The organism is Roseomonas populi (assembly GCF_024594815.1).
Classification (GTDB): domain Bacteria; phylum Pseudomonadota; class Alphaproteobacteria; order Acetobacterales; family Acetobacteraceae; genus Roseomonas; species Roseomonas populi.
On sequence record NZ_JANJOU010000032.1, the window covers coordinates 36,068 to 60,545 of the forward strand.

At 69.3% G+C, this 24,478-nt stretch carries 18 protein-coding genes; 5 read left to right on the forward strand and 13 right to left on the reverse strand.

All coding sequences use genetic code 11. From position 1 onward, the window contains the following. Nucleotides 1-583: 583 nt before the first annotated feature. Nucleotides 584-2,362: a response regulator gene (locus NRP21_RS25060; RefSeq protein ID WP_257718976.1), complete on the reverse strand. Its 1,779-nt coding sequence runs from the start codon at nucleotides 2,360-2,362 to the stop codon at nucleotides 584-586. Nucleotides 2,363-3,076: 714 nt separating this feature from the next. Between NRP21_RS25060 and NRP21_RS25065 the strand changes: the two genes are divergently transcribed. After that, complete coding sequence (locus NRP21_RS25065) at nucleotides 3,077-4,048, forward strand: crotonase/enoyl-CoA hydratase family protein (RefSeq protein ID WP_257718977.1); 972 nt, start codon at nucleotides 3,077-3,079, stop codon at nucleotides 4,046-4,048. A 123-nt stretch (nucleotides 4,049-4,171) separates the two neighbouring features. On the opposite strand, the gene NRP21_RS25070 is transcribed toward NRP21_RS25065, so the two are convergent. The 6 genes from NRP21_RS25070 to NRP21_RS25095 form a co-directional block, all read right to left on the reverse strand. After that, the gene (locus NRP21_RS25070; RefSeq protein ID WP_257718978.1) at nucleotides 4,172-6,598 is read right to left on the reverse strand and encodes an ATP-binding protein; all 2,427 of its coding nucleotides are present in this window, start codon (nucleotides 6,596-6,598) and stop codon (nucleotides 4,172-4,174) included. 522 nt (nucleotides 6,599-7,120) lie between these two features. After that, nucleotides 7,121-8,530, reverse strand: a complete 1,410-nt coding sequence (gene hemN / locus NRP21_RS25075) for an oxygen-independent coproporphyrinogen III oxidase (RefSeq protein ID WP_257718979.1) — start codon at nucleotides 8,528-8,530, stop codon at nucleotides 7,121-7,123. Between the two features lie 24 nt (nucleotides 8,531-8,554). Next, nucleotides 8,555-9,229 (reverse strand): Crp/Fnr family transcriptional regulator, encoded by a 675-nt coding sequence (locus NRP21_RS25080; RefSeq protein WP_257718980.1) that lies wholly within the window; start codon nucleotides 9,227-9,229, stop codon nucleotides 8,555-8,557. A 221-nt stretch (nucleotides 9,230-9,450) separates the two neighbouring features. Further along, nucleotides 9,451-9,567 carry a cytochrome bd-I oxidase subunit CydX gene (gene cydX / locus NRP21_RS25085; protein ID WP_257718981.1) on the reverse strand — a complete coding sequence of 39 codons (117 nt, stop codon included), beginning with the start codon at nucleotides 9,565-9,567 and terminating at the stop codon, nucleotides 9,451-9,453. 16 nt (nucleotides 9,568-9,583) lie between these two features. Continuing rightward, the gene (cydB, locus tag NRP21_RS25090) at nucleotides 9,584-10,732 is read right to left on the reverse strand and encodes a cytochrome d ubiquinol oxidase subunit II (protein ID WP_257718982.1); all 1,149 of its coding nucleotides are present in this window, start codon (nucleotides 10,730-10,732) and stop codon (nucleotides 9,584-9,586) included. 14 nt (nucleotides 10,733-10,746) lie between these two features. After that, a complete protein-coding gene (locus tag NRP21_RS25095; protein ID WP_257718983.1) occupies nucleotides 10,747-12,318 on the reverse strand; it encodes a cytochrome ubiquinol oxidase subunit I in 1,572 nt (523 codons plus the stop codon). Between the two features lie 141 nt (nucleotides 12,319-12,459). On the opposite strand from NRP21_RS25095, the gene cydD reads away from it, so the two are divergent. Then, the gene (gene cydD, locus NRP21_RS25100) at nucleotides 12,460-14,121 is read left to right on the forward strand and encodes a thiol reductant ABC exporter subunit CydD (protein ID WP_257718984.1); all 1,662 of its coding nucleotides are present in this window, start codon (nucleotides 12,460-12,462) and stop codon (nucleotides 14,119-14,121) included. A gap of 5 nt (nucleotides 14,122-14,126) precedes the next feature. Beyond that, nucleotides 14,127-15,773, forward strand: coding sequence for an amino acid ABC transporter ATP-binding/permease protein (locus tag NRP21_RS25105; protein WP_257718999.1), 1,647 nt, complete (start codon nucleotides 14,127-14,129; stop codon nucleotides 15,771-15,773). A 168-nt stretch (nucleotides 15,774-15,941) separates the two neighbouring features. Here NRP21_RS25105 and NRP21_RS25110 read toward each other — a convergent pair whose 3' ends face one another. Beyond that, nucleotides 15,942-16,913 (reverse strand): Bug family tripartite tricarboxylate transporter substrate binding protein, encoded by a 972-nt coding sequence (locus NRP21_RS25110; protein ID WP_257718985.1) that lies wholly within the window; start codon nucleotides 16,911-16,913, stop codon nucleotides 15,942-15,944. Nucleotides 16,914-17,069: 156 nt separating this feature from the next. Here NRP21_RS25110 and NRP21_RS25115 point away from each other — a divergent pair, with 156 nt between their 5' ends. Beyond that, a complete protein-coding gene (locus NRP21_RS25115) occupies nucleotides 17,070-17,834 on the forward strand; it encodes an amidohydrolase family protein (RefSeq protein ID WP_257718986.1) in 765 nt (254 codons plus the stop codon). Nucleotides 17,835-18,991: 1,157 nt separating this feature from the next. On the opposite strand, the gene NRP21_RS25120 is transcribed toward NRP21_RS25115, so the two are convergent. The 5 genes from NRP21_RS25120 to NRP21_RS25140 form a co-directional block, all read right to left on the reverse strand. Next, nucleotides 18,992-19,399: a hypothetical protein gene (locus tag NRP21_RS25120; RefSeq protein ID WP_257718987.1), complete on the reverse strand. Its 408-nt coding sequence runs from the start codon at nucleotides 19,397-19,399 to the stop codon at nucleotides 18,992-18,994. 41 nt (nucleotides 19,400-19,440) lie between these two features. Next, nucleotides 19,441-19,665: a hypothetical protein gene (locus NRP21_RS25125; RefSeq protein WP_257718988.1), complete on the reverse strand. Its 225-nt coding sequence runs from the start codon at nucleotides 19,663-19,665 to the stop codon at nucleotides 19,441-19,443. A gap of 502 nt (nucleotides 19,666-20,167) precedes the next feature. Next, complete coding sequence (locus tag NRP21_RS25130) at nucleotides 20,168-21,046, reverse strand: BKACE family enzyme (RefSeq protein WP_257718989.1); 879 nt, start codon at nucleotides 21,044-21,046, stop codon at nucleotides 20,168-20,170. A 50-nt stretch (nucleotides 21,047-21,096) separates the two neighbouring features. Next, on the reverse strand, nucleotides 21,097-22,515 hold the full coding sequence (locus NRP21_RS25135) for an aldehyde dehydrogenase family protein (protein ID WP_257718990.1): 1,419 nt from the start codon (nucleotides 22,513-22,515) through the stop codon (nucleotides 21,097-21,099). 13 nt (nucleotides 22,516-22,528) lie between these two features. Next, nucleotides 22,529-23,323 (reverse strand): SDR family NAD(P)-dependent oxidoreductase, encoded by a 795-nt coding sequence (locus tag NRP21_RS25140; RefSeq protein ID WP_257718991.1) that lies wholly within the window; start codon nucleotides 23,321-23,323, stop codon nucleotides 22,529-22,531. A gap of 177 nt (nucleotides 23,324-23,500) precedes the next feature. Between NRP21_RS25140 and NRP21_RS25145 the strand changes: the two genes are divergently transcribed. After that, nucleotides 23,501-24,478, forward strand: coding sequence for a Bug family tripartite tricarboxylate transporter substrate binding protein (locus NRP21_RS25145; RefSeq protein WP_257718992.1), 978 nt, complete (start codon nucleotides 23,501-23,503; stop codon nucleotides 24,476-24,478).

The window sequence follows — 24,478 nt, forward strand, 5'->3', positions numbered from 1 at the left end:
TGGGCTGTCCCGCCCTGGCCGCGCCTCATGCTTATCGTGAGGCGGCGCTGAGAACCGGGCTGCCCAGCATCATCCACTGATCCAGGGTGTCGAAGTGGTCATGGTCAGGTGAGGCATGCACCTCCGGGTCGCCTTCATATCCGCGCAGGTGAGGCGAGTGGCGGGAGGTTCCAACCGTGAATCCAAGCCGTACCAACGGCGCGACGAAGGCGAAGCTGCGCGCGCCAGGGTAAGCATGGCTGCTCTACGGCAGATCTCCTGAAAATAAGGAGGCTGCCCCGATTTCTGGTGGCTGCGGTTAGGTCAGGGAGGACACTCATATTTTCCGGGAACTAGCCAGATCTTATCATCGCTCAAGTCGTTGGTAGGGCCCATGCTTTGCCCATAACTGCCATTGCTACGTTGGTGCTGTTATCATCTTGTGTGGGCAATCAAAACTAGAGGAATTCGGAGGTTCATAAAGTTTGAGATATTTTTGAAATATGGGCGCTATTACCCGGCGCGAGGTCCTGTTGTAAAACTTCGCGGCGTAAGCGTCCGTTGCTTGCTTAGTGAGCGGCACACCCGTCCCGGCCAGGACTTCTCAGGTGCTCCTCGCCCCTGCACGGGTCTCATGCATCGACAAGGTCTGTTGTTTCTCGGCGGATCGAAGCTCACTAATGTCCCAATGGACACCTTTGACCCGCATTCTCCCCGTGGCCGGGTCGATCGTTGCCTCGCCTCGTTCTTCGATCCACATCACCCGCTGATCTTGCGGCCGGATCACCCGATACTCGGAGCGATAGTGTCCTTCCTTGCGGCCCGCCTCCAAAAGGGCGAGCCGATGACGCGCCAGGTCCTCCGGGTGGAGAATCGCAAGCAGCTCCCCGCTGGTGGCTGGAAAGCAGGCCGGCACGAGACCTAGCAGCGTCCCCGACTGGGGCGTGAGCGTCACTCGGTCGGCTACAGGATCCCAATCGAACGTCCCCATACGGGCCGCGTTCAGCGCCATTGCCAGTTGCTGCTGGCTGTCGTGCAGCGCCGCCGCAGCCTGGGCGCGCTCAACCGCACCCCATAGCCGCTCGCAGGCTTCCTCAATCAAGTCGATCTGCTCGGCGGTCCAGGTTTGTGGCTCAGTGTCGTGGATGAACAGCAGCGCAACCGGCTGGCCCACCTTGAGAAACGGCACGTTGAGGTATGAGCGCATCCCGGCGCTGGTCGAATCGGTGTCCGCCATCCGCAGCGTTTTCGATCTGCTGGCGGTTTCGGGCTCGGCACCAAGCGCAGCGTCATCTATTTCCGCGCCGAATGCAGAAGCAAACGTCTCGTTCTCCCAGGTGCCCACCAGGGAGGGTAGGCGGCCGTCATTCCAGTCGACTGTTACCCTGACCTCCTGCTTGTGCATCTCGGCAAGCCCGACGCGCGCGACTCGCAGGTGCTCGCCAAGCAGGCGGCAGGCCTCGGCCTGGATCTGCGCTGCCTGGCGCAGCGGTCTGAGTTCGTCGTTGAAGTATAGAAGGAAAGTCTGGCGAACCTCGATTTCCCGGAGCCGTTCTTCGGCGAACTTCCGGTCCGTGATATCGAGGGAGCTTGTGAGGACGCTGGTGACCTGTCCTGCGGCATCGCGGAGAGGTGCCTTGGTGGTCAGCATCACCCGGCGGCGGCCTTGGGCGTCACTGCGCTCCTCCTCAAACGCCGGCAAGGAGATACCCCGCTCGAGCACGAGGCGGTCGGCATTGTCGCTGCGTCGCCCTGCCGAGCCCAGCAGCGCTGACAGGCCCCGCCCGACCATCTCGGATGGCGAGGTGCCGAGCTCCCGGGCGACCTGCGCGTTGGCGAAGACACAACGGCCTTCCCGGTCGGTGGCGGTGATGAAGGCGGGAACCGTGTCGATCACCTGCGCCAGGGCCTCGCGACTGTCGCGCACCAGGCGCTCCCGCGAGCTCTCGCTTTCGGCCAGTTCCTGCTCCAGCATCTGGGCGTGCCGGCGCAACTGCTGCTGCTGGCGGCGCATCAGGAGTAGGTTGCGGACCCGGGTGCGGAATTCAACATGATCAACCGGGCTTAGAAGGAAGTCAGTGGCGCCTGCCTCAAGTGCGGCGTGCCGGAAGGTGCGGTCCTGGAATACGGTTACGACGACGATGGGAAGGTCGGCACAGCCGGGCATGGCGCGCACCCGCCGCGTGAAGGCCGCCCCGTCCAGGCCCGGCATCCGGAAGTCGGTGATGATCAGGTCGGGCTCGTGGCTCTCGAGCCAGAGGAGGGCCTCTTCGGGATGAGCAACGCTCTCGACCCGCGCACCCTCCACATTCGTGGCTAGCCGGCTGTAAACGCGCCGGTTGGTGTCTTGATCGTCCACAATCAGGATGTGAGGCGTCGTCAAGTGCACCAATCTTTGCTGCTTGAGCACAGATACCGAAACGTTCGAAGGTTGCGAACCCATCGAAAGTTACGCTTGATAGTCTCCCCGACCCGGTCGATGTCAAGGTCTTTCGGTCGGGAGCATTGGGCTGCCGCTGGTCTTACATTCCTGTAAGGTCGGACTTATTACTCCGAGCTGTCGATAGTTTGTCATCTGCAGCGTTTTTTCTTTGCCAAAGGTCAATTGCCCCGATCCGACATTCCGCGGCAGAATTTACATCTAAGCGCTCCTATTTCGTCACCCAGCCCGCAAATCCAGTGTGTCTCGATCTGACCGTTGGTCCGGGAACACGCAGCTTTCTCAGTTTGTGGGCGACGAACGCCGAAATCGGCCATCTGGCAAGACGATGATTGGTGAGACGGTCAGCGGATCGCGGCGGCAGGGGCGATTGACCTTTGCGTACGGGATTTGCCGCTAGAAGCAAGTCCGCTGTCATCCGGGGTAGTTCAACCCAGATTAATTCCGAAAAAGAAACAATATGGTGCGCAGAGGATGGCCCGGAGCGGCCTGCGGAGCGCGCCAGGAGCCCCGCGCCGGAATTTTATGTCTCCAACCGCGGAGATTGCGGACCGATCTGAGACGTAAACCGTAATGTGCCGCGGACAGCAGGCACCGATCGCTCGTTGTCATCCTGGAGTGCCAGCCGGCAGTCCACCTCCTTCGTAAGGATCAGTCATGACCTTTATTGCGCCCAGTGCCGCCCCGTCACTCGCCACCAGCGTGGCTGCCGAGATGGGACGGCGTTCCGATGTCAACTTCTCCGTCGCCTCAGCCCATCTCGAAGTTGCGGCCCAGCGGTACGAGACGCTCGAAGTCTCGCTTGACCCGCGCGAGAGCACCTATTGGGCCTATATGTCCCCACGCGGCCGGCCCAGCTTCAGCATGGAACTGCTGCGTGACATCCTGGCCATGCAGGCTTCACTGCAGCACCTGTTCGCCCGCCACGCGAACGCGCCCAAGCTCCCAGCCCACTATTATGTCATGGCGTCCAAGGTGCAGGGCGTGTTCAACCTCGGCGGGGACCTCGGTCATTTCGCTGAGCGCATCCGCTCTGGCGACCGCGGGTCCCTGCTGCACTACGGTGAGACATGCGTTGAGGCGGTGTACGGGAATGCCGTGGCCTTCGGACTCCCCCTCGTGACCATCGCGCTGGTGCAGGGCGACGCGTTGGGGGGCGGCTTTGAGTGCGCGCTCGCCTTCGACGTGATTGTTGCCGAGCGCCGGGCGAAATTCGGCCTGCCGGAGATCCTGTTCAACCTGTTCCCGGGCATGGGCGCCTACAGCTTCCTGAGCCGGCGCGTGGGCCCGGTGAAGGCCGAGCAGATGATCACCAGTGGCCAGATCTACAGCGCCGAGGAGCTGCACTCGATCGGCATCGTTGATGTCCTGGCCGAGGACGGCGAGGGTGAAATGGCGGTTCGCGATTACATCGCGAAGAACGAGCGCAAGCGGAACGCCTATCTCGCGATGTACCGGGCCCGTCGGCGCGTGAACCCGGTCACCCTGTCGGAACTGCGCGATATCGTCGGCGTCTGGGTCGACGCGGCCATGGAGCTTGGCGAGCCCGATCTGCGCAAGATGTGCCGCCTGGCCGCGGCGCAGGACCGGCGGATGGCCGCCATGGAAGGCCGGAGCCAAGCGGCCTGAAACCACTTAGCCCCTCCCCGGCCTGCCGCTTGTGCCGGGATGAGCCCGCGGTGCCGGCCGACATGGCCGGCATCGAGGGACCGTGCGATCGCGGAGCCAGGGTAACCCCCCGAGGATCCGCGATCACCCCGGCGCCGTGCCCCGCGGCCGATCGCTGGACGCATCGAGGCGCAGGGCCAGCGCCTCTCGGGCCCGGTCCACCTCCTTCGAGATCTGAGCGTGGTAGCTGCGGCCCTGGTACGAGAGATCGGCGAGCCGCAGGTTCTCGACGAAGCAACACAGGTCGAAGAGGGCGCGGACACCCAGGTTGGCGGCCCCGCTCCGGATCGCGTGCACCGTGGAGCGAAAGCCGGAAACGTCCTGCTCGCTTATCGCGATGTCGAGTTGGATGAGGTGTTCTTCGGCACTTTCAAGGAAATCGTGCGCCAGCTCCGCGACGAATTGCAGCCCGCCGAGCGCCTCCAGGTTCTCGAGCGTCGCCTCGTCCAGGGGTGGTTCGGTGGCGAAGGACCGGATCTGCGGGCCGGTGCTGGCCTCAGCCTCCGCAGCGAACTTGGCAGGGTCCGAGGAGGGCCTGTTGCTGACCACCATCTCTATGGTTTCGATCAGCGTGCGAGGATCGACAGGCTTCGTGAGGTAAGCGTCCACCCCCGCCTTGCTGCAGAGTTCGCGGGTCATCGGAGTGGCATCGGCCGTGAGGGCGATGATCGGGACCCGGTCCTGCCCAAGGGCCGAGAAGCGGTACAGCTTCGTGGCCTCAAGCCCGTCCATGACGGGCATGTTCACGTCCATGAGGACAGCGTCAAAGGCCTGATCGTCCAGCGCCTTGAGAGCTTCCTCTCCGTTCGTCACGAGCCGGGTCCGATGGCCCGCTCGCTCCAGGATCGCGTGGAAGACGCGCCGGTTGACCTGGCTGTCGTCGGCGACCAGCACCGACAGCGCACGGGCGGCGGAGGCTCGCGGCAGGTGGGCGTCAGCGGGCGGCAGGAGGTCCCCGGTGGTCATCCGGAGCGCGGCAGCCCATCCGGGCTCGGCCGTATCCACCGGCACCACCAGCGCGAACTCCCGACGGAGTGCGACCTCCGGAAGGCCCTGGTCATCGCCCTGGCACAGCACAAGTGTCAGGCCCCGGCCGCGCGCCGCGGCCCGGAGAGCGGTGGCCGCCGCCTCGGGTGTCGCTGCCGGCTCCCCCGGCTGCATCATGACAACCACCGTTCGGGGCTGGCGGCTGATCGAGGTCACGGCATCCGCCAGGGCAGGGGCGGCCTCCACATCGTGGCCCAGGCGCTCCAGCATCGCCATCGTCCGCTGGGCCAGAGGCCCCGGCTCGGCCAGGAGCAGGATCTCCTGCCGCGGAACCTCCGGCCGGCCGGCTTCCGTGAATCCAAGCTCCAGGGTGAACCAGAAGGTGCTTCCGGCCCCGGGCGTGCTGCGCACCCCGATGTCTCCGCCGGACAGCGACACCAGCCGGCGGCAGATCGCCAGTCCGAGGCCGGTTCCGCCGAAGCGATGAAAGATGCCCGGATCGGCCTGGACGAAGCTGTCGAAGATGCGCTCCTGAGCCTCCGGCGCGATGCCGATGCCCGTGTCCGACACCTCGCAGAGCAGCCGGATCCGGCTGGCGCTGAGTGGTTCCGCATCCAACGCGAGGGTGACCGTGCCCTGTTGGGTGAACTTGATGGCATTGCCCACGAGATTGAGCATGACTTCGGTCAGCTGATGCGCGTCGCCCAGGATGCGTGGGGGAAGGCGCAGCGTGGTGTGGGTTGAAAGCCGCAGGCCCCTCTCGAGAGCCTGGGCACCCAGCAGCCGGCGCACATCCCCCAGCAGTGTCAGCGGGTCGATCTCCGAGAGCCGGGGCGGCATGCGCCCCGCCTCGACCCGTGAGAAATCGAGGATGCTCTCGATCAGGGACAGGAGCGAGCGCGAGGCACGATCGACGGTCCGCACCATGTCGCGCTGCTCGTTGTCCAGGCGCGTCTCCGACAGGAGGGAGCCCATGCCGATGATGGCGGTGAGTGGGGTGCGGAGCTCGTGGCTGACGCTGGCGAGGAACATGCTCTTCGCTTGGTTCGCTTCCTCCGCTTGCGTCGTTGCCGCGGAGAGCTTCCGAACCAGGGTCGCGGCGTAAAGCGGTATGCCGAGCAGGCCTAGGAGGAGCCCGGCCGATAGGTGGGGCTGTTCGCGCCAGAACGGCGTGACCGCAACGACGGCGGAGAACTGGAGAACGCTCAGCAGCATGCCGGCGAACAGCCAGTTCACCCCGAAGCGAAACCCGTTCCCGAGCACCAGCCACAGGTACAGCGGGAACAGCACCGCCGTCGGCTGTCCACCAATCCAAAGCTCCAGGGAGATGATGCTGACATCCAGCACCATCGCAAAGCCGCGCCGGATCAGGTTGCGCGCCGGGCGGAGCAGGATGTGGGCGAGCAGCCCGACCGCCAGGACGGCGTAGACGATGCAGATCTGCCACATCGCCCGCGTGGTATCGGGCACGAGGGCGAAGTAGACGACGGCGGTGAGGACGAAGGCGAGCCGGTTGAAGCTCATCTCGTGCTCGGTGTCCGGCCGGCCCCGCAGGGATCGAACCAGGGCGCCGAGCGATCGCCGGGGCTCCGGGGCCCGTGACGTGCCCCGCCCCGGGGCGGCCTGCTGATGGCGAGCAGGTTCGGAGGGCGGCTCTCCTGCCATGCCGGATCCAGGCATCACTCTGACAGGGCCGGGCCGGTCACGTCGGCCAGGCGGCAAGGCTGTTGACCCGGGCGAAGACGCCATACCCGCTGGCTGTCATCGGATTGGCTGCCACGATACCCTGCACACCCTTTCGTCGCCGCTCGACCGGGCCGCGACAGTCGCCCTTTCCTGGAAGCTCCCCCATACCATAACCGAATTTCTTCTGCGTGCAGTCATTACGGGGATCCCGCCCCGCCCCAGTTCAGCAGGCCTGCGCGGTCATGTCGCGCCGGTCAGGTCGAGGGCGCGGTCCCTCCCTCTGCGTTCTGGTCAGGCGCGCGCAACGCTGTCGGGCACGCCGAGGCCGTTTGGGTGCCGGGTGGTCTGACCGTGGCCTGTTCAGACCGCGGTGGAATGGCGGCCAGCCGCCGGGACCTGGAACGCGTCGAAGCAGGCGGCGACCTGCCGGACGAAGCGCCGCCCTGCCGGCGTGACGTTCAGCCGGCCGGCCTCCCGCCGGACCAGCCCCGCCTCCTCCAGCGGCGCCATCCGGTCCAGCGCCTGCCGCAGGACGTGCCGTGTCGCCGGATCGCTCGGGCGCAGGTCCAGCGTGAAATCGCACATCACCCGCTCGATGAGGCGGGCACGCAAGCGGTCCTCCTCCGTGGTCGCTACGCCGCGTGCCACCGGGAGACGGCCCTCCGCGACCGCCTGGGCATAGCGCCTCTCGTCCAAGGCGTTTCCGGCATGGCCGCCCGGTAGGCTCCCGATGGCGGAGGAGCCGAGGCCGAGAAGCACCGGGGCGTTGTCCGTGGTGTAGCCCTGGAAGTTGCGCCGCAGCCGGCCCGCCGTGGCGGCCCGGGCCAGGGGGTCCTCCGGCCGGGCGAAATGGTCCAGGCCGAGCGCCCGGTAGCCCATGCCCACCAGCACCTCCTCCGCGGCCTCGGCCTGCTCCAGCCGCGCCACGGCGTCGGGCAGGGTGGAGGCGTCGATGGCCTTCTGGTGCGGCTTCATCCAGGCGACATGGGCGTAGCCGAACACCGCCAGGCGGTCCGCGCCGAGCCCGCCGGCGAAGCGGGCGCTCGCCGCGATATGCGCGGCGGTCTGGGTGGGCAGCCCGTACATCAGGTCGATGTTGATGCCGCCGATCCCCGCGCGGCGCAGGCGCTCCACCGCCAGCTCCACGAGGGCGGCGGGCTGCGGGCGGCCGATGCGGGCCTGCACGGCCGGGTCGATATCCTGCACGCCGAGGCTGGCGCGGGTGAAGCCGAGTTCGCCGAGCACCTCCGCCGTCGCCTCGTCCAGCACGCGCGGGTCCAGCTCGATCGCGATCTCCGCGCCGGGGCGGAGGCCGAAGTTCCGGTGCAGGGCCCGCATCAGCTCCCGCAGCCCGTCCGGGCCAAGGATGGAGGGCGTACCGCCGCCGAGATGCAGGTGGGAGACGCCGGCATGGACCGGCAGGGCGGCGGCCAGCAGCGCCGCCTCGGCGTGCAGCGCGGCGGAGTAGGCGTGGACGCGCTCCACCGAGCGCGTGGGCTTGGCGTGGCAGGCGCAGTACCAGCAGAGGGCGCGGCAGAAGGGGACGTGAAGATAGAGGGATAGGGAATCGGAGGAGCGGATTCCCTCGCGTAGCCAGCCCCGGTAGGTGGCCTCCCCGATCGGCCCGAACTGCGCGGCCGTGGGGTAGCTGGTGTAGCGAGGCACCCGGGCCTCGGCGAGCGCGAGAGCGGTGCGGGACGGGAGGTCGGCTCGATGCGTCATGCCGCCATTCTCGCCTCCTGCCAGGGGGAAGGCCTTGATCAGCGTCAAGGCCGTCCCCGCCCGGGCCGGCGCTCAGGCCGCCTCGGCGCGCTCCTGCAGGCTCTCGCGGTTCCGGATCGTCACCGCGCGGCCGGCGGGCAGGTCGATCAGGCCCTCTCTCTTCAGCTTCGTCATCTGGCGGCTGACCGTCTCGATCGTCAGGCCCAGCACATCGGCGATCTGGGTGCGCGTCAGCGGCAGGTCGAAGGTGACCTCGCCCGCGGGCCGCCTGTCCCGCCCCGCGAGGTGCCCGGCCATGTCGAGCAGGAAGCTCGCCACCTTCTCCTCCGCCGTCTTGCGGCCGAGCATCAGCATCCGCGCCCGCGCCTCGTCCAGCGCCGCGAGGGTGCGGCGGAGCAGCAGGCGCTCCATGCGGACATGGTTCTCCAGCGCCTCCTCGAAGGGCTTGCGGGGGAAGACGCAGAGCTCGGCGTCCGTCAGCGCGGTGATGCTGTGCTCCACCTCCTGCGCGAAGGGGCGGCCGACGAAGTCGGAGGGGTAGAGCAGGCCGACGATCTGCTCCCGCCCATCCGCGGTGGAGGCGCTGAGCTTCAGCACGCCGGAGAGGAGGTTGGCGCAGAGCACCGCCTCGTCACCGGCCCAGGCGAGGGTCTCGCCGCGGGCCAGCTGCCGCTTGCGGCCGAGCCGGTTAAGCGCGGTCAGCTCCTCGTCGCTGAGGCTGCCGCAAAGGGTGCGATCGCGGACCATGCAATCGGAACAGACCTGGGTGATGGCGGCGACCCTCCCCGTGACAAGGGCCGGACTATAGTGCGCCGGGGACGGGATGGGGACCGCGCTGTTTCGATGAGGGGGCCGCGGGGGCGCGCCGGCCGCGCGGGGGGGGGGGGGGGGCGGGGGGGCCCGGGGGGCCCGGCTTGTTTGTTGGGGGGGGCCGCGCCGCCGTATGCCCGGGCGGCGCGGGGAGAGGGTCAGGCGGCCGGGTGGTCCCGGTCGTCGGTGGGCAGGTGGAACTCGTGCCAGATGCCGTTCAGCACCCCGAAGGCGACGGCCAGGCCGAGGCCGAGGACCCAGGCGAAATACCACATGGCGGGGATCCCTCTCTCAGTAGAAGTGGGGGTTGCGGCCCACATCCTCGGTCGTCACCCGGCCCCAGAGGACCTTGTAGACCCAGGCGGTGTAGGCGAGGACAAGGGGAAGGAAGATCACGGTCACCACGACCATGATGAACAGCGTCCTCTGCGAGGAAGACGCGTTCCAGACCGTGAGGCTGGAGTTCGCGTCCACTGAGCTGGGCAGGATGTAAGGGAACATCGAGAGCCCGACGGTCGCGATGATGCCGAAGGCGGAGAGAGCGGAGCCCGCGAAGGCCGGCACCTCCCACTTCGCCCGGATGCCCAGCAGGGCTAGCGCCGCGCCGAGGAAGCCCAGGGCGGGGGCAATCATCATCCAGGGATAGGCCCTGTAGTTCGCCAGCCAGGCCCCGGCCTCCCTCACGGAGGTGGTGCGCAGCGGGTTGGAGGCGCCGACCGGATCGATGGCGCCCGTGATGCGGAAGCCGATCCCACCCCAGGCCACATAGGCCCAGCCGAGGGCGAAGAGCACCAGCGAGGCCAGGGCCGCCCAGGTCCCGAAGCGCCTTGCACGGTCATGCACCGGCCCGCGCTCGATCCGGACGGAGAGGAAGGCCGCGCCGTGCAGCACGACCATGGCGACCGAGAGCAGGCCGCAGAGCAGGCTGAAGGGCGTGAAGAGGCCGAAGAAGCTCCCCTCGTAGAAGGCGCGCAGGTTGCCATCCAGCCGGAAGGGCACGCCCTGGAGGACGTTGCCGACCGCGACGCCGAAGACGAGCGAGGGCACGAAGCCGCCGATGAAGAGCGCCCAGTCCCAGCGCGTGCGCCAGGCGGGGTCCGGCTTCTTGGACCGGTACTTGAAGCCCACCGGCCGCAGGATCAGCGAGGCCAGCACCACGAACATGGCGAGGTAGAAGCCGGAGAAGCTGACGGCGTAGACGAAGGGCCATGCGGCGAAAATCGCGCCGCCGCCGAGGATGAACCACACCTGGTTCCCCTCCCAGGTCGGGCCGATGGCGTTGATCACCATCCGCCGCTCCACATCGGTCTTCCCGACGAAGGGCAGCATGGCCGCGACGCCGAGGTCCCATCCATCGGTGAGGGCGAAGCCGATGAGCAGCACCCCCATCAGCCCCCACCAGATCAGGCGCAGCGTGGCGTAGTCGTATGCGAGGTCCATGACCGTGTTCTCCTCTAGCCGACCATCGCGGGGGTGGCGGGAAGCGCGCCGGGGGCGGGGTTCGGGTCCTCGTGCCCGGCAAAGGGGCCCTTCTTCACCGTGCGGACAATGAGCCCGACCTCGATCACCGCGAGCACGCCGTAGACGAGGGTGAAGCCCGCCAGCGTGAGCCAGAGCTCGGTGCGGCTGAGGGAGGAGGCGCCGAGGAAGGTCGGCAGCACGCCCTCGATGGCCCAGGGCTGGCGGCCCATCTCCGCGATCACCCAGCCCAGCTCCGTCGCGATCCAGGGAAGGGGGATGGCGATGACGGCCAGGCGCAGGAACCAGCGCTGGTCGAACTTGCGCAGGCTGCAGAGCAGGAAGGCGGTGGAGAAGAGCGCGATCATGGCGAAGCCGATGGAGGCCATGATGCGGAAGCTCCAGAACATCAGCGGCACGTTCGGCACCGTGTCCCAGGCGGCCCTCTGGATCTGCTCCGGCGTGGCATTACGGGGATCGGCGACGTAGCGGGTCAGCAGCAGCCCGTAGCCGAGGTCGCGGCCGTGGCGGGCGAAGGCCTCGCGCGCGGCGGGGTCGTTCGGGTTCGCCTTCAGCGCCTCCACCGCGCCGAATGCCTCTCGCCCGGACTCGATCCGCTCCTGCGCGAGCAGCACCAGCTCGCTCATCCCCGTCACCTCCTTGTCGAGGCTGCGGGTGGCGATGACGCCGAGCACCCAGGGGATGTTCACCGCGTACTCGGTCTCGCGGGTCGTGCTGTTGGGCAGGCCGAACAGCGTCAGCCCCGCGGGCGCCGCCTCCGTGTGCCAGGCGGCCTCGATGGCCGCGAGCTTCATCTTCTGGTTATCGGTCAGCGCGTAGCCGGATTCGTCGCCCAGCACGACGACCGAGAGCGAGGAGGCCAGGCCGAAGGCCGCCGCCACCGTCATGGAGCGCCGCGCGAAGCCGACCCATTGCCCGCGCAGCAGATAGAGCGCGGAGATGCCGAGCACGAGCACGGAGGCGATGACGTAGCCGGCCGAGACGGTGTGGACGAACTTCGCCTGCGCGATCGGGTTGAACAGCACGGCGGCGAAGTCGTTCACCTCCATGCGCATGGTCTCCGGGTTGAACACGGCGCCAACGGGGTTCTGCATCCAGCCATTGGCGATGAGGATCCAGAGCGCGGAGAGATTCGTGCCCAGCGCCACCATGAAGGTCGCGAAGAGGTGGCCGAGCTTGGAGAGCCGCTCCCATCCGAAGAACATCAGACCGACGAATGTCGCTTCCAGGAAGAAGGCCATCAGGCCCTCGATCGCGAGCGGCGCGCCGAAGATGTCGCCGACATAGTGGGAGAAATAGGACCAGTTCGTGCCGAACTGGAATTCCATCGTCAGCCCGGTCGCGACGCCGAGCACGAAGTTGATGCCGAAGATCACGCCCCAAAACTGCGTGATGGTGCGCCAGATCGGTCGACCGGTCATCACGTAGATGCTCTCCATGATGACGAGCAGGAAGGAGAGGCCGAGGGTCAGCGGCACGAAGAGGAAGTGGTAGAGCGCGGTCAGCGCGAATTGCAGCCGCGACAGGTCGACGACACCGGGGTCCATTGGTTTGCTCCGCCCATCCGGCCGCCGCGCGCATCGGGGGGCGCGGTTCAGGCCGGGGATGACCTCAGAAGCCATGGACCGGAGGGCGGCGCCTTGATCTCGATCAAGGAACCAGGGCGGCGGCCGGGCGAAGAGAGGGGCATGTCGCATCCCCTACCCGACAAGCAACGCAAGGCCCGCCGCCAGGCCTGGCTGAAGGAGGCCGCCCGCGCCGGCGGCCGCTGGAACGGCTCGGCCACCGGGCTGCTCTGCCTGGACGGCGTGGCCGCCATCGGCTTCGCCGCCGCGCTGGCGGGCGGGCTGGCCTCCATCGGGCAGGGGGTGGGCGCCGCCTGGCCCTGGCTTGCGCTGGGCGTGGTGGCGGCCACCGGGCGCGGGGTGTTCGGCAGCCTCTCTCTGCGCGCAGGCGGAGAGGCCGCGCGTAGGGCCAAGGCCGCGCTGCGTCGCCGGGTGGTGGTGGCCAGCCTCGGCATCCCGGCCGGGGAAAGGCCGCCTGTCGGCAGCCTGATGACCTCGGCCGTGGACGAGGTGGAGGCGCTGGACGGCTACATCGCCCGCTTCCTGCCGGCGCGGCGGGCTGCGGCGCTGGTCCCCTTCCTGATCCTGGGCGCCACGGCGATCGCCAGCCCCTTCAGCGCGGGCATCCTGGCCTTCACCCTGATCCCCTTCGTCCTGGCGCTCGCCCTGGCCGGCGGGGCGGCGGCGGACGAGGCGCGGCGGCAGTTCGATGCCCTGTCCCGCCTCTCCGCCCTCTTCGCCGACCGGGTGCGCGGCCTTCCCACGATCCTCGCCTTCCAGGCCGAGGCGGAGGAGACCGCGCGGCTGGCCGGGGCCGCGGACGAGCTGCGCCGCCGCACCGTGGGCGTGCTGCGGGTGGCCTTCCTCTCCTCCGGCGCGCTGGAGTTCTTCGCGGCGCTCTCGGTGGCGCTGGTCGCCGTTTATGCCGGGTTCAACCTGCTGGGCCTGCTGCCCTTCCCGGCGCCGGAGGCGCTGGACCTGCCCCGCGCCTTCTTCGTGCTGGCCCTGGCGCCCGAATTCTACGCGCCGATGCGCCGCCTCGCCGCCGCCTACCACGACAAGCAGGCCGCCGAGACCGCGGCGGACCGGCTGGAGGCGCTGGAGGCCATGGCGCGTACCCCGGCGGGCGGCGCCCGGCCCATCCCCCGGGCCCCTGCCATCCGCTTCCAGGGCGTGGCGGTCCGCTATCCCGGCGAGGACCGCGCGGCGGTGGAGGGCTTCGGCCTGGACATGGCGCCGGGCGAGGTAGTGGCGCTGCTCGGCCCCAGCGGATCGGGCAAGACGAGCCTGCTGAACCTTCTTCTCGGCCTGGCGCCGCTCACGGAGGGGGAAGTGCTGGTGGACGGGCTCGCGCTCTCCGAGGCCGGGTCCTTCGCACCTTCCATTGCCTGGATGGGGCAGGCGCCGCTGATCGTGCCGGGCAGCATCGCCGCCAACGTCGCCCTCTCCCGCCAGGACGCGTCCGCCGGCGAGATCGCGCGGGCTGTGGAGCAGGCTGGGCTGGACGCCGTGCTGCGCGCCAGGCCCGGCGGGCTGGACGCCGTGCTGGACGAGCGCGGCGGCGGCCTCTCGGGCGGCGAGCGGCGCCGCATCGCCCTCGCCCGCGCCCTGCTGAAGGACGCGCCGATCCTGCTGCTGGACGAGCCGACCGCGCATCTGGACGCGGCGGCGGAGGCGGCGCTGATCCCGGTGATCCGTGAGGGCGCGAAGGGCCGCACCACGATCATCGCCACCCATTCCGAGCGGCTGGCCGCCCTGGCCGACCGCGTCGTGAGGCTCGGTTGATCGCCATGCACCTGCACCAACTCATCGCCGCCGAGCGCGCCCGCCAGCGCCCCCGGCTTCTCGTCGCCGGGATCGCGGCCGCCGCGGTCTCCGCCTCCTCCGTGCTGCTGCTCGGGCTCTCCGGCTGGTTCATCACGGCCTCCGCCCTGGCCGGCGCCGCCGGGATCGCCTCGGCCCAGGCCTTCAACTACCTGCTGCCGAGCGCCGGGATCCGGCTTCTCGCGATCCTCCGCACGGGCAGCCGGTACGGGGAGCGGCTGGTGGGGCACGATGCCGCGCTGCGCGCCCTGGCCCGGATCCGCCCGGCTCTCTTCTCCTCCCTGGCCGCCGCGCCGCCCGCCGTGGCGCTCGGTCTCTCCACCGGCGAGGCCTCCGCGCGGCTCGTGGGGGACGTGAACGCGGTGGAGGCACGCTTCGTCGGCCTCTCCGCGCGCTGGGGCATGGTGGCCTCCCTCGTCAGCGGCGTGGCGCTGCTGCATCTGGCCGGTCCCGCACCGGCCCTGGCGACGGGGGCGATCACCGCCGCCTACCTGCTGCTGGCGAGCCGCCTGGCCACGGGGCTCCAGGCGCCGGGCCGGGAGGCGCAGCGCGCCGCCGGGCGGCTAAAGGAGACCTACGCCACCCTGGCCTCCGCTGCGCCGGAGCTGCGCGCCTACGGGCTGGAGAGCTGGGCCGCAGGGCGGATCGACGTCCGGAGCGCCGACCTTCTCGCTGCCCAGAACGACGTGACGGCAGGCGCGGGCCTGTTCGACCTGGCCGGGGCGGCGGCAACCGGGCTGGCGGCCGTCGGCGCGCTGGCCCTCTCCGCAGACCAGCCGCTGCCCATGGCGGCCCTCGCGGCGCTCGGTGCCGCGATGACGGTGGACGGCACGGCCGCTTTTGCGCGCGGTCTGGAACGGCGCGGCGCGTCGTGGGAGGCAGAGGCTCGGCTGGATGCGGTGCTGGGCGCCGCCGCTCCGCCGCTACCCGCCCGGCCGGCCATGGCGGGCGCACCGGTGGTCCGGCTCGCGGAGCCGGCCGCGCTGCTGCGGCCCGGCACGGTGGTGGCGATCACCGGGCCTTCGGGCTGCGGCAAGACCACGCTGCTGGAGACCCTGCTCTCCCTGCGCCCGGTGGCGCCCGGCCGGATCAGCCTTGGCGGCGTGGACCTCGCCGCCCTGCCGCCAGGGGCGGCGCGCCGCTGCTTCGCCCACGCGCCGCAGGACGCGGCCTTGCTGGCCGGCACGGTGCGCGACAACCTGCGGCTCGCCTGCCCGGCGGCGACGGAAGCGGCGCTGTGGGAGGCGCTGCGCGACGCCGCGATGGCGGAGCGCGTGGCCGCCCTGCCCGCCGGGCTGGATGCCTGGATCGGGGAGAACGGCGCGCGGCTTTCCGGCGGTGAGCGGCGGCGGCTGGTGCTGGCGCGCGCCTATCTCCGCCCCACGCCCTGGCTGCTGCTGGACGAGCCGACGGAAGGGCTGGACGCCGCCACCGAGGAGCGGGTGCTGAACGGGTTGCGGCACCAACTCGCCAGGACGGGACAGGGCGCGCTGATCGTGACGCATCGCCTCGCTCCGCTCGCCCTGTGCGGTTCGATCATCCGAATGGGAGAGGTCGGGGGCAGGGACGGACAGCAGGGCCCGATCGCGTGGACTGAGCAGGAATTCGCGTAGCGGCCGCTGCCGGATGCGATCCTGCGGGTGCTCGGCCATGAGATCGGACCAGCCGCCCGAGAGGCGCCCTCCGGGTGGCGACGTGCGCGCGGCAACGATCCGGCAGGGCGGCCTTCCATGGGCCGGGGTCACACACCCACTTCCGCCCTTCGTGGCGGCGCGCGGTTATCAATCCAATTGAATGCCAGCGGACCGGATCAGGTCGCCGGTGAGCTGGCGCTGACGGGTCAGGAAGGCGGCGAAGGTCGCCGGATCGCTCCCCACGGCCTGGGCCCCCATCGCATCCAGACGCCCCACCACGTTGGCGTCCGCCAGCGCGTGCTTCAGGGCTCCGTAGAGAGCCCCGACCACCTCCGGCGGGGTGCCGGCGGGGGCGTAGAAGCCGTTCCACTCGGCGAACTCGTAGCCGGGGAAGCCCTGCTCGGCGATTGTCGGAAGGTCGGGCAGGGCCGCGATCCGCGCGGCCGTGGACACGGCGAGCGCCTTCACCTGCCCGTCCCGGACCAGCTGCGTGGCCGAGGACACGGTGGCGAACATGAAGGTCAGGCGGCCGCCCACCACGTCCTGCAGCGCCACGCCGCCCCCGCGATAGGGGATGTGCTGCAGATCGACCCCGGCCTGCCGTGCCAGCAGCACCCCGGCGAGGTGGTTGGACGTCGCGTTCCCCGCCGAGCCGTAGCTGAGCTGCCCAGGCCGCCTCCGCGCGTCGGCAAGGAGTTCCGCCAGGGTGGCGTAGGGCGCCGCCTTCGGCACGATGACGATCAGCGGCAGCACGGTGACCTGGCTGATCGGCGCGAAAGCGGTGGCGTAGTCGAGGGGAAGGCGCGGCATCAGGAAGGGGACCGCCACGTGGCCAAGCGCGTCCATCATCACCGTCAATCCGTCCGGCGCCGAGCGGGCCAGCTCGGCCGCGCCGATCGTGCCGCCCGCGCCGCCGCGGTTCTCGACGACCACGCTCTGCCCCAGCTTCTCGCCCATCGGGCCCGCGACCAGGCGCCCGGTGGTGTCGGCCCCACCGCCCGGGGCGTAGGGCACGATCATGCGGATGGACCGGGCGGGCGCCCAACCCTGCTGGGCCTGCCCGCGGGCGGTCAGGAACAGTGCGGACAGCGCGAGCGCGGTGCGGCGGGCGACGGGCATGGCGTTCCTCGGTGGTGGGCGCCCCCTCGCTGGAAGGCTTGCCGCAAGATGGCCTATCGAGCGTGCGAGGCCAAATGAGGGGTAAAGCCAGGAGAGCGCCGCGTCCCTAAGGTGGACCGCCGCGGCCGGGGCTGGCCGCCTGCTGACGGAGCCGCCATGGAACCCCTGATCGACAGCCACTTCCACATCTTCGATCCGGCCTTCCCCTCACCGGGCAACCAGGGCTTCATCCCGGACCCCTTCCTCGCGGCGGGCTACCTGAAGGCGGCCGGGGCGCTCGGGATCGTCGGCGGCGTACTGGTCGCGGCCTCGACACATGGGTTGGACCCGGCGCCCGTGCTGGCACCCCTGGCGGAGCTAGGCCGGAGCTACGTCGCCGTGCTCAATGCCGATCCGGCCTGGGACGACGAGACGTTCCGCCGAGTGGCCGAGGCGGGGGCGCGAGGGCTGCGCTTCAACCTTTACCGCGGTGTCTCCGGCTCCGAAGAGGATGCCGTCGCCCTCGCTCGGCGTGCCCGCGCAGTCGCTGGCCTGCACGCCCAGGTCTATGTCGACTTCGCGACCATGCGGCCGCAGATGGATGCTCTGATCTCGCTCGGCGACGGTCTGGTCATTGACCATCTGGGAATGACGGAGGCCGGCCTTCCGCTGGTTCTGGAACTCGTTTCGGCCGGTGCCATGGTCAAGGCGACGGGCTTCGGCCGTGTCAGTCTCGATGTGCGGAACGCCCTGGAGAGGATCGAGCGCCAACGCCCCGGAGCCCTGATGTTCGGAACAGATCTGCCCTCCGTGCGGGCGCGGCGGCCGTTCGATGCTGCGGACGTCGCGCTGATCCAGGACGTTCTTGGACCCGACCGTGCCCGGAGCGTGCTTCACGACGCGGCGGCGGAGTACTACGGCATCGCGCCCAAAGAGCCCTGATGTGCAGTCGTCGCTGCGGCTGGCCGGAGGCTCTGTTGCGCATTGTCCCCCAGTCAGCCCTGCAACGGCGCGCCCAAGGTTCCTCTCCCAAGTTCCGGCACAATCCTGCCGGCCAGGGCGGCGCAGGGCAGGCGGAGCAATCCTGTCGGTAGCCCAGCTGCCATTTGGCCCTCCCGCCGGCAGCGCAGGGTCCGGGCAGGGTGAGATGATGCCGATGGAGGAGGCCTACCGGTTCATATCTCTGACATTCGTGTGAGAACTGTACCAAAATAGGCACAACAAGTACGCTTTCGGCTTTGAACGGCTTTCGGTCGCACTATTTCGACGCCAGCACGGAAGACGTAAGAGGGCTGATCAATTCAGATGTCGCATCGACACGACCTCCCACATGTCCGGCACCGGCGGCGCGAAGATGTTGCGGCCCTCCTCCGTTCTCCGGAGGGTCTGGCCGGCAAAGGCCTGTCAGCGCTGCGAGCAATGCGCCGAGGAGCGGCTGACCCGACCTACTCGTTGGCAGAGCGGGCGGTCTATCAGACGCTCGTGGAGGAACTTGAAAGGGCAAGAACTCCTGCTTGGTTCGAGGCGCGCCCCTTCAAGGGAACGGGGCGCCGCACGCAATTCCTGAATGGGCCGGTACGGCAGGCCGGTGGGCACGGAATGAGGAAGCCGGAGCTCGCCAACGACAATTCTGTGGGGCCCCCAAGCTCTCGCTTGGCGCCACGGGTGCCTCGGCCGGGGACTTGAGGAACAAGGATCGGCCCTCGCCTGCAGCCGCTACGCCCGCGGCGGGGCAGGGCGCTTCTATCGGGATGCTCCAGCTTCCTGAGCGCGCCCTCGACCTTGCCCGTTCCGCGCGCTGATCTCGGCCCCGGTTTTCTGTACGTTAGCAGCCGACCCCAGGCGGCTTGCCCTGGGGCGGGCAACACGCATGTTCATTCTGATGCCGGAGGTAGTCTTCCCCGGGTTCCACCCCAGTTGCGGGCGGTCAGCAACGCCCGGCTTGAGGCCGTGCAAACGTGTCCTTCCCGGGCCAAGCCTGCCAGGCACTCTTCCAGCGACCTTGAAGTCAAAGGTGATCGTTCGTCGTCGGAATCCGGGCTCCCCACGGCCGAACGATTGGCCGGAGCATTTCGGGAATACGCTTTCGCCTTGCCCGATCAGCCCTTTCCCTCGTCAGGCCACGGCGATGGTGCCCAGTACGAGTAGACCGGCAAGGCAAGGAGCTTCATCGACTGGCGGACAATCGCGTCGCGGCGCATGTGCAGCGCCTCGATCTCGTCATGGGCGGGGTGGCGGATCTCCACCCCCGCGGTGCCGCTGGCGGCACAGGGGGCGGGCCGTAGGGGAAGCACTGCCGCACCATGCTGTCGGACAACTAATGATGAACTGCGCGGATGGTCACGAAAGCTGAAACTGTGCTTCCCGTCAGCATCCGTGGTGACGACGATGGTGCCGGCGCGAGAGCCGGTCTCGAACTCGACCGCAAGTTTCCCAGTCCCATCCACGGGATCGCGCATCTTGAGAACTCGGGTGATCCGTGAACCGTCAAGCGGTGGTGTGCTCATCCAGGTGGCCCCCAAATCAGGGTAGCTCTAATTGAACGGGCTTAACCGGGCTTTTGCATGGGTTGTGCCTCTAAGCGCACCGTCTCCCGCCAGCGCTCCTGCCAGTGGGCGAGGCGGGCACCGACCTCGCTCGGCATCGCCAGTTCCTGGATGATCACCGCTCCTACAGCCTGGAGCAGGGCTCTGGAGACTTCCTTCTCATTGAAGCACGCGACCAGGTCCGCCAACAGGGCATCCAGATCCCCGGGTTCGCTCGGCAGCAGCATGTGACGCCCTGCCCGATCAGCCTCTCTTGAGGCCTGCTCACCAATTCTGAGGACGAGGTTTGTCATCCGACGGGCTAACCTATCTTAGACGCCCACCTTGTAAAAACTATGGACAACAAGGCGCCGTGAAATCCGCGTCAAATCCACCTCAAAACTGGAATTGTTGCAGCGCAAAAATATGCTGGTCTTCAGGCCATGAGGGCTCAGGCGGCTCTGCCTTGAACGATGTTTCCATGGACGCGTCCGAAGACGCGAGGCCGTGAGGCTCTCCTGCGAGCGTCGGAGAAGGATCACCGGTGAGGGGACGACGAGCTCGTGCCGGACCTGCTGGTGAGGGGCGGAAGGAGAGCGGATCGGGGTGATCAGCGGCGACGACGCCCACGGCACCCGGGGCATCTACGAGGCCTCGCCTCGCGTCAGGCCGCCATGGTCGTGCCACCGGGCCGCAACGGCCTGTTATGGAAGGCCCAAACGGCTACGGGAGGGCGGCCAGCAAGCCCGCCTATGCCGGTGGGCGCAATCCGAGGATGGCGCGCGCCTCCGCAGGGCTTGCCAGCTCACCGCCCATGTCGTCCACGATGCGGGCCGCCTTCTCGCAGAGCTGGGCGTTGTCCCGCGCCAGCTCGCCCTTCCGGATGTAGATGTTGTCCTCCAGACCAACCCGGACGTGGCCGCCCAACGCCCAGGACTGCGCCACGGCTGGGAAAGCCCAGCGGCCGATCCCGAAGGCGGCCCACATCGCGTCCTGCGGCAGCAGCGAGTGGGCGTAGGCGAGCGTCCGAGGGCTGGTGTCGAAGCCGAAGCGGATCCCCATGACGATCTGGAACAGGGGTGGCCGGGCCAGCGTGCCATCCGACAGCAACGCCCGGGCCAGGTGGATATCGCCGCTGTCGAACACCTCCAGCTCCGGCATCGTGCCGGCCTCGCGCATGGCCTGGGCCATCACGCGCACATTGTCAGGCGTGTTGATCACGACGGAGTTGCCGGCGAACATCGTGTTGAGGTCGAGCGTGCAGATCTCGGGCCTCAGCGCAAGAACGTGCTCCACCCGCCTCAGCGGATGCATTAGCGTGGTGCCGGCGGCGGCCTTGCTGGGGTCGCTGCTGTCCGGGACGAAGCGCTGGCCGGGGCCGGTGGTCAGGTTGATGATGATGTCGGTGCCGGACTCGCGGATGCGTTCCACCGTCTCGCGGTAGTGTTCCAGTTCCATGCTCGGGCGCCCGTCGGGGTAGCGCACATGGATATGGGCGATGGCGGCGCCGGCCCGGGCGCTGTCGATCGCTGCCCTGGCGATCTGCTCCGGTGTGCAGGGCAGGCCGGGGTGCTGCTGCACCGTCGTGATATTCCCGGTGACGGCCACCGTCAGGATGGTCTTCGGCATGTCCGCTTCCTTCCAGTTGGGTTCTTCGCTTCGGAGAGGTGGCGGCCCGCCTAGCGCCCGAGGACGGCCTTGATCTCAAGATACTCTTCGAAGCCGAAGACCCCGAACTCGCGCCCGTTGCCGGACTGCTTGTAGCCTCCGAAGGGGAGGCTGCGGTCGAAGGCGGCGCCGTTGATGTAGACGCGCCCCGCCCGGATGCGGTCCGCCACCCGGCGCGCGCGGGCGGGATCCGCGGACTGCACGAAGCCCGCCAGGCCGAAGGGCGTGTCGTTGGCGATCCCGATCGCCTCCTCCTCCGTGTCGTAGCTCAGGATAGAGAGCACGGGGCCGAAGATCTCCTCCCGCGCGATCCGCATCCGCGGCTCCACGTCGCCGAACACCGTCGGCTGGGCGTAGTGGCCGCGGTTGAGCTCCGCCGGCCGCCCCGGTCCGCCGGCCACCAGCGTCGCGCCCTCCTCGATCCCCGAGCGGATGAGGTCCTGCACCTTCCCGGACTGTGCCCGGCTCACCAGCGGCCCCATGGTGGTGGCCGGATCGAGGGGATCGCCGACGCGGATGGTGCCCACCGCCTCGCGCGCGGCCTCGAACGCCGTCTCGCGCGCCGCGCGGGGAACGAGCATCCGCGTGGGCGACTGGCAGTTCTGGCCGCCATTGGTGTAGCAGGCGTGGACGCCCTGGATCACGGCCGCGCGCAGGTCGGCATCGTCCAGGATGATGTTGGCGGACTTGCCGCCCAGCTCCTGCGCCACGCGCTTCACCGTATCCGCCGCCAGCTTCGCCACCCGCACGCCGGCGGCGGTGGAGCCGGTGAAGGACACCATGTCGATCCCGGGATGGGCGGCGATCGCCTCGCCCACCGTGGGGCCGTCGCCGTTCACGAGGTTGAAGACACCGGGCGGCAGCCCGGCCTCGTGCACGATCTCTGCGAAGAGCATGGCGCTGAGCGGCGCGACCTCGCTCGGCTTCAGCACGACGGTGCAGCCCGTGGCCAGGGCGGGCGCCACCTTCGAGGCCACCTGGTTCAGCGGCCAGTTCCAGGGGGTGATGAGGCCGCAGACGCCGATCGGCTCGCGCCGGATGATGCCGTTCCCCATCCGCTCCTCGAAGTGGTACCCGGCCAGCACGCGCACCGCCTCCTCGAAGTGGAAGAGGGCGACGGTGGCCTGGCGCTCCGTCGCGAAGGTGATGGGGGCGCCCATCTCCAGCGTCATCGTCCGTGCCAGCTCCGGCAGCCGCGCGCGGAAGCCCGCGATGATGCGGCGAAGATAGCCGAGACGCTCCTCCACGCCCGTGAGGGAGTAGGTCCCGAAGGCCCGGCGCGCGGCGGCGACGGCCCGGTCCACGTCCCCGGCGGAGCCCATGCTGACCCTGGCGAAGACCTCCTCCGTCGCGGGGTTCTCGACGCCCAGCGCGGATGGCGCGGCCGGGTCCACCCAGGCGCCGTCGATGTAGAACTTCAGCGTGTCCATGGCGGTCCTGGCCCTAGAGGTGCCTGCCCTCGTCCACGGGCAGCACGATGCCCGTGGAGCTGGTCAGGTTGACGATGCAGGCGATCACGGCTCGCGCGACGTCGTCGGGGGTGGTGACGTGGGCGAGGGGAAGGCGCTCGGCGGTCCTCTCCAGCTGCTCCCGCGTGCGGCCGGGCACGAAGCCGGTGTCCACCCCAGCGGGCGAGACGGAGAAGACCCGCACCTTCGGTGCCAGCACCTTGGCGAGCGCGAGGGTGAGCGCGTCCACCCCCGCCTTCGCCGCCAGGTAGGCCAGGCTGCTGCCGAGGCCCGTGCGAGCGGCGATGGAGGAGATGTTCACGATCGCCGCGCCCTCGCCGCGCTCCAGCAGCGGGCGGAAGGCACGGATCACGGCGAAGGGGCCGCGCAGGTTCACGGCAACGGTCCGGTCAAAGATCTCGTCCGTCAGCGCGTCGAGATCGTTGGCGGGGACGGGCGTCGTCGCGCCGCCGGAGTTCACCAGCGCGTCGAGCCGCCCGTGGCGCCGCTCCACCGCCGCCGCGGCTTCCAGGATGGAGGAGGGCTCGTCCACCGCGATGCGCAGCGCCATGTGGCCGGCGCCATCCAGCGCGGCGACGACCTCCTCCGCCTCCGCGCGGCGACTGTTGTAGCCGACGACCACCGCCGTCCCTGTCGCGGCGAGGCGTGCCGCCGTGGCCCGCCCGATGCCGCCGCTGGCGCCCGTCACCAGCGCGACCTTCGGGACGGACAGCGCGGGAATGCCCGTGCCGCGCAATGGCGCAGTCCCCGTTCCAGCCCCGTCGCTCATCGCGGCTCCTTTCGCCCATCTCGATGGCGAAGCTAGTGGAAGCGCGGGGCGCGTCGATCCGTGATTGCTGGAATTCCGCATGCCGGAATGCGCGGAGATTGGCGCGGCGCTGCCCGGTGGCTCGGTTAGGGTGCCCCTATCAAGCGGCGCGACATCGGCGCGGTAGGGGAGGAAGGCATGAACACGCGCGTCACTCGCAGGGCGGCGCTCGCCCTCGGTGGGGCCGGGCTCCTGGCGCCACCTGTTGCGCGGGCTCAGTCCTGGCCCTCGCGGCCCGTCACGATGATCATGCCCTTCTCCGCTGGCGGCGGGACGGACCTGCTGGCGCGGGCGCTGGCGCAGTATCTCGGCGAGACGCTGGGGCAGCAGGTCGTGGTGGACAACCGCAGCGGCGCGGGCGGCAACATCGGCGGCGCCGCGGTGGCCCGTGCCGCACCCGACGGCTACACGATCCTCTTCGGCACGCCCGGGCCGCTGGCGAACAACAAGCTGATCTACGCGAACCTGCCCTTCGACCCGGAGCGCGCCTTCGCGCCGGTCGTGCTGATCGCGAAGTCGCCGCTCGTCGTCGCGGCCAGCACCGCGCTCCCCGTGAAGGACATCCGGGAGATGGTGGCCCATGCGAAGGCGAATCCCGGCAAGCTTACCGTCGGCGTGCCGGGGAACGGCACGCTCGGCCACATCACCGCGCTGCTGCTGGAGAAGGAGCTGGGGATCAGCCTGACGAGCGTGCCCTATCGCGGCACGGCCGATGTGGTGAAGGACATCCTGGGCGGGCAGATCGACCTCGCCATGGATTTCCTGCCCTCCTACGTGCCGCTGGCGAAGGAGGGGAAGATCCGCGCCCTCGCCGTGACCACCGCCCAGCGCTCGAGCGACCTGCCGGATGTGCAGACCGTGCAGGAGGCGGGGTTTCAGGGCTTCGAGGCCTCCGCCTGGTACGCGCTGGCCGCGCCGGCAGGAACGCCGGCCGAGATCGTGGGCCGGCTGAACGCCGCCACCAACGCCTTTCTCGGGAGCGAGAAGGGCAAGGACGCGCTGGCGAGGCTGAGCATGCAGGGCGTCGGTGGCACCCCGGCAGAGCTGAAGGAGTTCATCGCCGCGGAGCTGCGCAAGTGGGGGCCTGTGGTGCGGGACGCGAACATCGTCATGTGA

Coding starts and splice junctions, on each gene's coding strand:
- NRP21_RS25070 (WP_257718978.1), bottom strand. CDS start 6,598: ATGAGCTTCAACCGGCTCGCCTTCGTCCTCACCGCCGTCGTCTACTTC.
- NRP21_RS25115 (WP_257718986.1), top strand. CDS start 17,070: ATGGAACCCCTGATCGACAGCCACTTCCACATCTTCGATCCGGCCTTC.
- NRP21_RS25105 (WP_257718999.1), top strand. CDS start 14,127: ATGCACCTGCACCAACTCATCGCCGCCGAGCGCGCCCGCCAGCGCCCC.
- NRP21_RS25120 (WP_257718987.1), bottom strand. CDS start 19,399: ATGAGCACACCACCGCTTGACGGTTCACGGATCACCCGAGTTCTCAAG.
- NRP21_RS25095 (WP_257718983.1), bottom strand. CDS start 12,318: ATGGACCCCGGTGTCGTCGACCTGTCGCGGCTGCAATTCGCGCTGACC.
- NRP21_RS25135 (WP_257718990.1), bottom strand. CDS start 22,515: ATGGACACGCTGAAGTTCTACATCGACGGCGCCTGGGTGGACCCGGCC.
- NRP21_RS25130 (WP_257718989.1), bottom strand. CDS start 21,046: ATGCCGAAGACCATCCTGACGGTGGCCGTCACCGGGAATATCACGACG.
- NRP21_RS25145 (WP_257718992.1), top strand. CDS start 23,501: ATGAACACGCGCGTCACTCGCAGGGCGGCGCTCGCCCTCGGTGGGGCC.
- NRP21_RS25080 (WP_257718980.1), bottom strand. CDS start 9,229: ATGGTCCGCGATCGCACCCTTTGCGGCAGCCTCAGCGACGAGGAGCTG.
- NRP21_RS25125 (WP_257718988.1), bottom strand. CDS start 19,665: ATGCTGCTGCCGAGCGAACCCGGGGATCTGGATGCCCTGTTGGCGGAC.
- cydX (WP_257718981.1), bottom strand. CDS start 9,567: ATGTGGTATTTCGCCTGGGTCCTCGGCCTCGGCCTGGCCGTCGCCTTC.
- NRP21_RS25140 (WP_257718991.1), bottom strand. CDS start 23,323: ATGAGCGACGGGGCTGGAACGGGGACTGCGCCATTGCGCGGCACGGGC.
- NRP21_RS25110 (WP_257718985.1), bottom strand. CDS start 16,913: ATGCCCGTCGCCCGCCGCACCGCGCTCGCGCTGTCCGCACTGTTCCTG.
- cydB (WP_257718982.1), bottom strand. CDS start 10,732: ATGGACCTCGCATACGACTACGCCACGCTGCGCCTGATCTGGTGGGGG.
- NRP21_RS25065 (WP_257718977.1), top strand. CDS start 3,077: ATGACCTTTATTGCGCCCAGTGCCGCCCCGTCACTCGCCACCAGCGTG.
- cydD (WP_257718984.1), top strand. CDS start 12,460: ATGTCGCATCCCCTACCCGACAAGCAACGCAAGGCCCGCCGCCAGGCC.